Raw genomic sequence first — 10,745 nt, 5'->3', positions numbered from 1 at the left:
TTAACTTTTTTCTTACAATAAGAAATTTAGGATTGGAATAATTTAATGAAGTGGGGTCAGACGAATATGGATTTACAACCTTAAGAGTTTTTCCCATAAAAAAACGCCAATAGTTGAAGGATACTTTGGCGTATACTACTCTGTATAACATAACACATCACCTCATATCTATTTTCCTCTTTTCTTATAGGCTAATGGTGTCATGTTCATAGACTTTCGGAATTTATCAATAAAATAACTTGTACTATTAAATCCTACTTGATAAGCGACTTCCGTAACATTGGATTCTGCTTGTTGCAGCAAACTTAAGCTTTTTTGAATTCGATAATCAATTACGTAATTTAATGGTGTTGTCTTTAAAACTCGTTTGAAATATCGGCAGCATTCAGAGCGGCTCAATTGACCAGCCCTTGCAATATCGTCTAACATAATTTTTTCAGCATAATGTAAATGGATCCAATTTAACATTTGCTTCATTCGATCATTTTTTAACATTTCCGTCTGATTGTATTCTAATTGAAATCCATTAATAATTAAGTTTTGCCAAATTAACGTTAGCTGTACCGTGATGTCGATTTCATAATATGGTGATTTTTGCTGAATCCATTGATTGATTTTTACAATAGCTTTTAAAATATTTTTCCCCCACTCCTCATTTGCATCTACATATAAGTAGGGGAAATTAGTCGCTTGAATATAGGGATATACATAGGTTGTATACAGTTCTTGAGGTAAAATGAAATGAGGAGAAACATTTAAACAAATATACACACAGCCTGATTGATTCTTGTCTTCCGCCATATGCAGATAACCGCTATTTATAAATAGACCGTTACCTTCTCGAACGACTAGTTTTTCTCCATTTATTTGAAAGGTTGCTCCCCCTTTTACAATCAAAACAAATTGAATTTCATCATGCCAATGAAGTGGTATATAGCCATGTATATTTTGGGCAATCGTTGTTTCGTAGCATGCAATCGGTAATGCGACTGTACGATGTTTGGTTAGCTCCTTTAAGCTTTGATCAACCTTAAAACTTTTCATTTGCAAACTTATCACCTCAATATATTTATATTTTTTTATTCAATTTAACTATTATTAGAACAATTTTTCACTTATTATAACACTATTATTATACTTAATATGGAGAATCAATCATGAATAAATCTACTAATAGAAGAACAGGACTATTTTTCGTTATAACAGGAGCGATACTTTGGGGTGTTGGCGGCACAGTTGCCCAAAAGCTCTTTCAACAATACGCCATCGATGTAGATTGGCTCGTAACGACACGATTACTTATAGCTGGTTTTCTACTGTTAACCGTTCAATTTTTTCTAAAGGAACGTTCTCAAATACTTGGGGTCTGGAAAAATCGAAGGACAGCTATTCAGCTGATTATCTTTGGGTTACTTGGCATGCTTGCAGTTCAATACACGTATATGGCATCTATCAACCATGGTAATGCTGCTGTTGCAACGTTATTACAATATTTAGCACCTGTCATGATTATCGTCTACTTAATTTTACGTAAACAAACCGTTCTAACACGACAAGACTTATTAACAGTTTCGCTTGCTTTAGTTGGCTGCTTTTTCTTATTAACAAACGGCTCAATCTCTCAACTGTCTGTGCCGACACTGGCAATCATTTGGGGTGTTTTATCTGGGCTGGCATTAGCCTTTTATACTTTATATGCCATTCCTCTTCTTGCGCAATATGATTCCCTTGTCGTTGTCGGCTGGGCGATGATTATCGGTGGTTTTGCCTTAAGCTTTATCCATCCGCCTTGGCAAATGGACTTTACAAGCTTAACGCTAGAAAGCTATTTATATTTAGTATTTGTTATCCTATTCGGTACAATGATTGCTTTTTGGTTTTATATTGAAAGTTTACAAAGTCTTTCACCTAAAGAAACAAGCCTTCTAGGTAGTTTAGAGCCACTAGCAGCTGTTGTAACAACGGTCATTTGGTTAAAAGAACCTTTTGGATTTTTCCAATGGATTGGTACAGCTTGTATTATTGGAATGATTTTAGTATTAGCATTGAATAAAAAATCTTCTTCAACGAAAAGCCCCTCACAGTGAGCTAATTTCGCTTTAAACCGTGAGGGGCTTCACTATGTTTTCTCCTTAGAACGCTTGAAAACGAATAAGCAAATTAGGAAAGATAAGAAGAAAACATAATAATAGCTATAAATCATGTAAAAAACTTAAACTCCTTGAAAAGACTTCTTATGAAATCGTTCAATTAAGTGAAAAACCTCCTCCCCTTTCTCGGGCAATTCCGCTTCAGGAACTAACTTTAAAACCATTGCTTGATATGGCTCCGGAACCACTCTATAGTGATGAATATACGGAAGTAACATAAAGTTACATTTTTCCCAAAATCGGATACGTGCAAGATTTTCGGGCGTCTGTTCTGCTTCGACTTCGATAACAATACTGTCAAATTCACGATTTATTGACCAACTCATTATATAATTAATTATCATCCTGCCTACACCTCGGTTTCGATGTTTCTCTCGAACCGCGAGATAATCTATAAGAAGGATCTTTGTTCCCCGCAACTTTCCAGATAACGCTATCGCATATACCTCGGATTCATCTTGAGCTATATGGAAGAAGCATGTTTGTTTTCGAAACATATTTCGGATAATCTTCTCAGACTTTGCCCCTTTTTTACCAAAAGCTTCATGATAGATGCTTCTCCACTTCTTCCATACTTCTTCATCCCAATGATCCACTGTCTTAAATTCCATGGAATTCCCCCATGTTTGTCCCAAATTTTTTTAGTTACTTTTATCTATCATTAACAACTGAAAAAGGTTCAAATGTTTAAGCTAGATATTTGTGATACCTCCCCTTTCTTTCTCGAGACTTAACAAATGCTTCTTCATCTCCAAACCACCTCGATATCCTGTCAGTTTTCCATTTTTTCCTATTACCCGATGGCATGGAACAGAGATAAGAATGGGATTAGCTCCAATAGCAGTCCCAACTGCACGTACAGCAGACGGCTTCCGAATCATTTCTGCTATTTGTGAATAAGTAAATGTTTCTCCGTATGGTATCTCGTTTAAAGCATTCCATATCTCCTGTTGAAAAGATGTCCCCTGAATATCCATTGGAAATGTAAATGATGCCCGCTTCCCTTCGAAATATTCTAATAATTCTTCTATATATGGTTGTAGCTCTCTATCATCCTCTATCAATTCGAAGTTAGAAAATCGTCTCTTTGCCCATTCTTTTACCTCTTCAAAGGATTTATTAGGAGAACCTACATAACACAATCCATTAGATGTTGCGGCTAAATAAAATTTCCAATTCTCATATACAAAAGACGACCAAAACACAGCCTGTTTTCTAATGTCATTCATTCTGTTCTCCTCCATTAACTCTCTGTAAAACATGTATCTCTTAAAAGGCACCAGTTATAGGCTTTTATAGGGTATATAACCCGACATGCTTACCAGTAGTATACAAAAATATACGGTTGCAACATACATGTTTTTATCTACCCTTCTGCTTTCGTTCATTAGATTTTTTTATTTTCATTAATTTAGTGGGCGGCTGCTTTCGCAGCCATTTAATAAAACGTGAGAGTTTTTCATCTTCCCTCATCTCACGCAACGTTGTTAAACGTGCAGCGATTTCCTCATTCGTGTAGAGGGCATGTATTTGTTTATGACAAGGTATACATAATCTTGCTGTCGATCCAAATGTCCCTCCCATCTCTTTTGGAAGTAGATGATGAACGGTTGTTTCCACTCCATTACGACCACAAAGTTCACAGACCCCCACTAATTTTTCCTCCTATGCTTTATTCATTAATCAATCTGTATACAAGCACTTATTTGGACATCTTCGTTACAAAAACTGAAAAATAGATTAAAAACTTAAACATAGTATTTTAAATGCTTTATTTTTATTAAAACAACCAGTATTTCCGACAGTAACAAACCTCTCTCTGATGAAAAGTTCTCTTTAATACAAAACATTATTAGTTTGATACGAATATTCTCTTTATATGAATGAAAACAGAAGAGTTTCTATTGAACAAGGGATTTGAAGGTCGGATGTCTAACATATTAACGATTAAACAAATCAAATCTGCAAATAGGGTTGTTGTAAATATCTGCATGTGATAGAATAACCAAGTTTCCACTTTTGTTATTTTATGTAATGAGAACAAAAGCATATAGAACGGGGCTGATGTAATGAATCGTGAAACTGAACAACACCGAATTAATGATGTCATCCGTGAAATTGAATACAAAAAGAACAAGTTATATTCCAAGGCTACTGAGTTAAAAGAAAGTATCATTGGTCTTCGTAAAAACTTTTGGGAAGATGTCACGGTCAATTTGGATGAGCCTGATGATGTAATTGAAACACAAGCTAGTCTAAAACAGCAGGCCGAGCTATTATCGGAACGAGAAAGATTTCATGGAAAAGTTGGCGAAGAACTAAAAACATTAAATAAGCTAAAAGACTCCCCTTATTTTGGGAGAATTGATTTTATCGAAAATCCAGGAAATGAAGAGGAACAAATCTATATCGGCATTGCTTCCTTGATGGATCATAACGAGGAAAACTTTCTAATCTATGATTGGCGTGCGCCTATTTCCAGTCTGTACTATGATTATTCTCCTGGTAAGGCACAATATGAGACGATGCAAGGAACGATAACAGGAGAAATGACCTTGAAAAGACAGTTCATTATAAGACATGGGTTACTTGAAGGCATGTTTGATACTGGAGTTACAATAGGTGATCAACTTCTCCAGCAAGCACTTGGAAATAATGCGAGTACAGCAATGAAAAGTATTGTAGCAACTATTCAAAAGGAACAAAACAAAATTATTAGAAATGAAAGAAGCAGTCTCTTAATCGTGCAAGGAGTAGCTGGGAGTGGAAAAACGTCTGCTGTTTTACAACGTATCGCCTACTTAATGTACCGCTTTCGAGAAAAGTTAACTGCTACTAACCTTCTTCTCTTTTCACCCAACCCTTTATTTTCGAGCTATATTTCCAATGTACTACCTGAGTTAGGAGAAACAAATATTAACCAAACGACTTTATTGGACTTCTTGAAAAAGGGAATAGAAAATGATATTAAGATTGAATCACCTTTTGAACAAATAGAATACACTCTTACAAAAATGGATAGTAAAGATTATGCAGTTCGTTTAAAAAACATCGACTTTAAATCAAGCTTAGACTTTAAACATATGTTAGATAAATATATTTCTCGATTAAAATATGGTGGAATCCGCTTTAAAAATCTGACGTTCCGTAAACAGATTCTTATTTCAAAAGAACAAATTCGTGATTATTTTTATTCTTTAGATCAAGAAATCGCAATTCCTAATAGAATGGAACTCGTTTCGAAATGGCTGCTAAAAGAAATACGTAAACATCAGAAGGCGGAAAAAAAGAAAGACTGGGTTACAGAGAAAATAGAGTTATTAGATAAAGAAGACTATATGAAGGCCTATCACAAAAGTCAAAAAGAAGACGAAGATGATCCTGATAGAGAAGAAAGTTTTCTCCGATCAGAAGTCGTGAACAAGTATTTCTCCCCAATTAAAAGGCGTGTGAAGCAATTAGAGTTTGTCCATATCTTAGCAACTTATCGTGAGCTTTTCACAAAGGGAGAGTTTGAAGAAAAACCAGAGGATTGGAAAGAAATTTGTGTTCATACAGAAGTCAATCTATCTCACAAGTTTTTGACGTGGGAAGATGCTGCACCATATTCATATTTTAAAGACCGCTTACTAGGGAATCATACGAATCAACCCGTCCGTCATTTATTTATCGATGAAGTTCAAGATTACTCCGCATTTCAATTTGCTTATATAAAGTACATCTTTCCGTATACAAGAATGACTATACTAGGAGACATTAATCAGGGCATATACACATACGCTACAACGGAAAACCCGCTTATTCCTGAGGAACTGGAGAAAAATCAAGAAAGAATTACTCTGACCAAAAGTTATCGTTCTACTAAGCAAATTGTTAAATTCACTAAATACTTTGCTCCAGGTAAAGAGTTAATCGAACCGTTTGAACGCGAAGGAGAAAAACCAAGGCTTATAACATTAAGTAATAAGGCTGATATAGCAGAGACCTTAAGTGCGAGCGTAAAAGAACTGCGTGATAAAGGATATGAAACAATCGCTATCATATGTAAAACATTACAAGAAAGTACTATGATTTATCATTTATTACAGCATAAAATATCCGTCAAGCAAATAACTGAGCAAACGTATTCGTTCGAAAAAGGATTACTCGTACTTCCTGTTTATTTGGCTAAAGGAATTGAATTCGATGCCGTTATTATTCCAAATGCATCTAAACAACAATACGCCCTTGAATCTGATAGAACCCTTTTCTATACTGCTTGTTCTAGAGCTATGCATATGCTGATCATGATGACAGAAGATGAACCATGTACTTTTATTGAACAAGCAGCAAGAGAGACGTTTGAATTGCTATAATATGCCCACCAACTTTTCCTTGATCTTTAAAGCAAGTTATGTTATATAATGCTGCCAATTTTTAGATTGATCATTCACGTTATTAACTTTTTGTACCAAAAGGCGCTGCTCTTTTATATGCGTTGTTTAAAGATGGGCTTACATTAAGTGTGAAAAAATCATCAAAAAGACGGGCAACAGCCCGCCTTTTTGATGATTTCTATTTATGTATGAAAATATTATGTATTAAATCCGTTTGGCTCCAATATATTTAGGTTTCCAGTAACTATTACTTGTTTTAGCATAAGAAACACCTTTTGAAGAAGAAGAATGAATAAATTGATTATCTCCTACATAAATGGCTACATGAGTTGGTCTTGATGCCTTGTTTGGAGCGAAGAACATTAAGTCCCCTTTTTTTAATGAACTTACCTTTTTTCCCTTTTTGTACATTTCCGCAGCCGTTCGCGGTAATGTTTTGCCTTGTTTACCATATGCATATTTCACGAGTCCAGAGCAATCAAATCCACTTGGTGAAATGCCGCCCCATTTATATTTTACGCCTAGATGACTTTTGGCTACAGAGATTGCTTTAGTATGATATGTTGCAGCTTCTGCTTTATCTTCATTTAAAGTGATTCCAATACTCAATGTGACAATGAACAACAATCCAACAATGATTTTCTTTAGCATACATACCTCCTACATCAATTCCATACTTGTATTATACGAAAACTATTTTTCGCTTGCTTCACAGGAATATTACAGTTTGTAGACAAAGTATTACAAGAAGAGACAAATATGACCTTATTACATAAAAAATACCTCCTGGAAATCAGGAGGTATTCGATAAACACTATTGCATTTCGACAATTTTTACATTCTCATTCTCGACAATCGCTTTAAAAGATTTTACTTCTGGTCGTTCGAAAATAAAGTCTGCTATACCATCTTCTAGCTGTTCTTGAATGACGCGACGAAGCGGACGAGCCCCGAACGATGGATTATATCCAAGTTCGACTAATTTTTCTTTTGCGGCATCCGTTACTTCTAATGATAGTTGCTGCGTATCAAGTGTTGCGTAAAGCTCTTGTAACATAAGCTCGACAATCTGTAATAAATCTTCTTTTTGTAACGCAGAGAATTCAATAATACTATCGAATCGATTTAAAAACTCTGGCTTAAAGAAGTTTCCAAGTGATTGTAAAATGTTCGCTTCAGTAACGGTTGTATTTTTTAAGAATCCCATTTCCTTGCGTTTTTCTGTTGCCCCAGCATTACTTGTCATAATAATGACTGTATCTTTGAAATTCACTGTACGACCTTGACTATCTGTTAATCGTCCATCGTCTAAAATTTGCAAAAATACATTCATCACTTCAGGATGCGCCTTTTCAATTTCATCTAATAAAATAATGCTGTACGGTTTACGACGCACTTTTTCTGTTAATTGTCCTGCTTCTTCATGACCTACATAACCTGGAGGGGAACCAATTAATTTAGAAACGCTATGTTTTTCCATGTATTCACTCATATCGAAACGAATCATTGAATCTTTAGAGCCAAATAATTCTTCGGCTAACGCTTTCGATAATTCTGTTTTACCGACACCTGTAGGTCCGACAAAAAGGAAGGAACCAATTGGGCGATGCTTCGATTTCAATCCAGCTCGACTTCTTCGTACAGCTTTCGCTACTTTTTGAACGGCTTCACTTTGACCAATCACTTTTTTCGCTAATGCCTCTTGTAAATGAAGCATTTTTTCTTGCTCATTTTCTTGAAGCTTCCCAACTGGAATACCTGTTTTTTGTTCAATGATTGCTTGAATATCTTCAACCGTTACCATTGGTTTTTCTACGTCTACGCCTGATTGAAGTATTTTTTCTAACTTTTCTTCTTCATCACGTAAAGTAGCGGCTTTTTCATAGGCTTCTTCTTTCAATGCTTGTTCTTTTTCTTTATAAATTTGAGCTAAACGAGCTTTCGCCTGTTCCTCTTCAATTCCTTCAATTGTTAAATTAAGTTTAGAACCGGCTTCATCGATTAAGTCAATCGCTTTGTCTGGAAGAAAGCGGTCTTGAATATAACGATGTGAAAGTTCAACAGCTGCTTTAAGTGCTTCTTCACTATAAGTGACACTATGATATGCTTCATAGCGTTCTTGTAACCCTTTTAAAATAGTAAAGGCTTCTTCTGGTGTTGGTTCTGACACTTGAACAGGTTGGAATCGTCGTTCTAACGCTCCATCTTTTTCAATTTGGCGATATTCAGAAAGTGTCGTCGCACCAACTAATTGTAATTCACCTCTTGCTAAAGCTGGTTTTAAAATATTTCCGGCATCCATAGACCCTTCTGCTGAACCAGCGCCTACTAATTGATGAATTTCATCAATAAAAAGAATCACATTTTTTCTTTCTTGTAATTCAGCAATAAGCTGTTTCATTCGCTCTTCAAATTGGCCGCGAATTCCAGTATTTGAAACAAGGGAAGCAACATCGAGCATATAGACTGCTTTAGCCTGCAATTTTGCAGGTACTTTTCCTTCTGCAATTTTTAAAGCTAATCCTTCTGCGATTGCTGTTTTACCGACCCCAGGTTCACCAATTAATACAGGATTGTTCTTGTTTCTTCTATTTAATATTTCAATCACACGTTTCACTTCTTCATCACGACCGATGACAGGATCAATTAATCCAGCTTTTGCTGCATCCGTTAAATTACGACCGAACTCGTCAAGTAATCCTCCTCTATTGCCACCTTCTGTTTGTGATGGAATAGGATTATTTATATGAAATGGCTGTTGCATGAAGGATGAAAATAAATCATCATTTGTCGGGAATTTCCCCATATTCATACCTCCCATAGCAGCTCCTAATTTATTACGTTCTTCTTTATAACAAACGGAGCACAATGTTAAATCATGTTGTTGACCATTTAGATTTATGCGAAATTGAACATTTGCTTGATTTACTTTGCATTTTTCACATTTCATTGAGTACTCCTCCTTATAATTTAGATCACATTTGACTTTGACTAACTTTGACCTTTAACAGTATTATACCTTGACCTTTTTTGACTTTCAAGATATTTGTTCAAAAAAATTAAAAAACCAACCCACAAGTGAGTCGGCACTTCCCTTATAATAAATACCCCATTTTTTTAGCTTCATCGGTTAATTGTTCTCTAAATTTAGAATGAGCAATGCGAATGAATTCTTGCGTTCTTTCACGAACGGTTTTTCCCCTCTTAGAAATTTGATATAAATGAAAAACATCACTTACATATGTTGGTGATGTTTTTCGTTGTGATTTGATTAATAATAAAAATCCATTAACGTTTCATCCATCAAGTCTTGAGTAAGGCCGATATAAATCATAGTATCTTTTTGATTAGAATGATTAAGAATTTGTTGTAATAAAGCAAGGTCCTTAAATTTTTGATAATGAAGATAGCCAAATGTTTTTCGAAGCGTATGTGTTCCTACATCTGGAACATCGGCCATCTCCGCTGCTTTGTTAAGCACACGATATGCTTGCACCCTCGTAATCGGCCCCGCTCCTTTTCGACTCGGAAATAAATAGTCATCACTTTTCAATTTCATTTTTCGTACATATTTCCTCACTTCTTTTCGCAATTGTGGATTAATGAGGAAGCGTTTAACCTTATCTGTTTTTTGTTCGACAATGACAATATGCGTACCATCCAATAAATCTTTGACACGCAATTGCAACAAGTCCCCAATTCGAAGTCCGATATTAATGCCAATCGTAAACATCATATAATCTCGATAGCTACAATATTTGAGCAATGCTTTTTTCATGCTTTCTATTTGATCTAGCCGGCGAATCGGCTGGACATTTTTTATTTTTTTTGAAGTTGTGTGCATCCTATAACTACGCCCCCTTCTCCCTTCTTTTATTGTAATGTATGTATGAAAAAAACGCTAAATTTTTTAAAAAATGAAACCGCTGGAACCATTGATTTAATAGGATTTTGAATGTATCAATACAGGTCCTTTGTTACATTCGGAATATTATGAAAATAAATCTCGTAACATAGCAAAAAATCAAAAATCTCTTTAAACCCCATTTAAATGGTCAAATTCGCATTTTAAGATATTCGGGATAAATGACTAGCAAATCAAAAAACAACAGCCTTAAAACGGAATTATGGAGGTCATTTTTCTTCAGGATTTTATATAACCGCTTTTCAGTTTACCAAAAAAAACCTGAAAGAAGATTCTAATCTTCTTTCAGGTTTT

At 35.2% G+C, this 10,745-nt stretch carries 10 protein-coding genes; 2 read left to right on the top strand and 8 right to left on the bottom strand.

The window, feature by feature from the left end:
- Positions 1-168: 168 nt before the first annotated feature.
- Complete coding sequence (locus V7068_RS19035) at positions 169-1,044, bottom strand: AraC family transcriptional regulator (RefSeq protein WP_499714081.1); 876 nt, start codon at positions 1,042-1,044, stop codon at positions 169-171.
- Between the two features lie 113 nt (positions 1,045-1,157).
- Here V7068_RS19035 and V7068_RS19030 point away from each other — a divergent pair, with 113 nt between their 5' ends.
- Positions 1,158-2,087, top strand: coding sequence for an EamA family transporter (locus V7068_RS19030; RefSeq protein WP_499714080.1), 930 nt, complete (start codon positions 1,158-1,160; stop codon positions 2,085-2,087).
- A gap of 125 nt (positions 2,088-2,212) precedes the next feature.
- Here V7068_RS19030 and V7068_RS19025 read toward each other — a convergent pair whose 3' ends face one another.
- The 3 genes from V7068_RS19025 to hlpB all read right to left on the bottom strand — a co-directional run bounded on the left by V7068_RS19025 (position 2,213) and on the right by hlpB (position 3,803).
- Positions 2,213-2,761 (bottom strand): GNAT family N-acetyltransferase, encoded by a 549-nt coding sequence (locus tag V7068_RS19025; RefSeq protein ID WP_499714079.1) that lies wholly within the window; start codon positions 2,759-2,761, stop codon positions 2,213-2,215.
- Between the two features lie 81 nt (positions 2,762-2,842).
- On the bottom strand, positions 2,843-3,379 hold the full coding sequence (locus tag V7068_RS19020) for a methylated-DNA--[protein]-cysteine S-methyltransferase (protein ID WP_499714078.1): 537 nt from the start codon (positions 3,377-3,379) through the stop codon (positions 2,843-2,845).
- A gap of 133 nt (positions 3,380-3,512) precedes the next feature.
- Positions 3,513-3,803 carry an HNH nuclease-like protein HlpB gene (gene hlpB, locus V7068_RS19015; protein WP_499714077.1) on the bottom strand — a complete coding sequence of 97 codons (291 nt, stop codon included), beginning with the start codon at positions 3,801-3,803 and terminating at the stop codon, positions 3,513-3,515.
- A 416-nt stretch (positions 3,804-4,219) separates the two neighbouring features.
- Here hlpB and helD point away from each other — a divergent pair, with 416 nt between their 5' ends.
- Positions 4,220-6,505, top strand: coding sequence for an RNA polymerase recycling motor HelD (gene helD, locus V7068_RS19010; RefSeq protein WP_499714076.1), 2,286 nt, complete (start codon positions 4,220-4,222; stop codon positions 6,503-6,505).
- A 225-nt stretch (positions 6,506-6,730) separates the two neighbouring features.
- Here the strand turns inward: helD and V7068_RS19005 are convergent, their stop codons facing one another.
- The 4 genes from V7068_RS19005 to V7068_RS18990 all read right to left on the bottom strand — a co-directional run bounded on the left by V7068_RS19005 (position 6,731) and on the right by V7068_RS18990 (position 10,370).
- Positions 6,731-7,177, bottom strand: coding sequence for a C40 family peptidase (locus V7068_RS19005; protein ID WP_252285987.1), 447 nt, complete (start codon positions 7,175-7,177; stop codon positions 6,731-6,733).
- Positions 7,178-7,340: 163 nt separating this feature from the next.
- Positions 7,341-9,476, bottom strand: a complete 2,136-nt coding sequence (locus V7068_RS19000) for an ATP-dependent Clp protease ATP-binding subunit (protein WP_499714075.1) — start codon at positions 9,474-9,476, stop codon at positions 7,341-7,343.
- Between the two features lie 145 nt (positions 9,477-9,621).
- Positions 9,622-9,738: an acetyl-CoA hydrolase/transferase C-terminal domain-containing protein gene (locus tag V7068_RS18995; RefSeq protein WP_499714082.1), complete on the bottom strand. Its 117-nt coding sequence runs from the start codon at positions 9,736-9,738 to the stop codon at positions 9,622-9,624.
- A 59-nt stretch (positions 9,739-9,797) separates the two neighbouring features.
- The gene (locus V7068_RS18990) at positions 9,798-10,370 is read right to left on the bottom strand and encodes a site-specific integrase (protein ID WP_252282395.1); all 573 of its coding nucleotides are present in this window, start codon (positions 10,368-10,370) and stop codon (positions 9,798-9,800) included.
- Positions 10,371-10,745: the final 375 nt, after the last annotated feature.

Source organism: Bacillus sp. JJ634 (assembly GCF_036962285.1).
In the GTDB taxonomy this organism is placed as follows: Bacteria; Bacillota; Bacilli; order Bacillales; family DSM-1321; genus Peribacillus; species Peribacillus asahii_A.
This window is presented reverse-complemented; position numbering and strand designations above follow the sequence as displayed.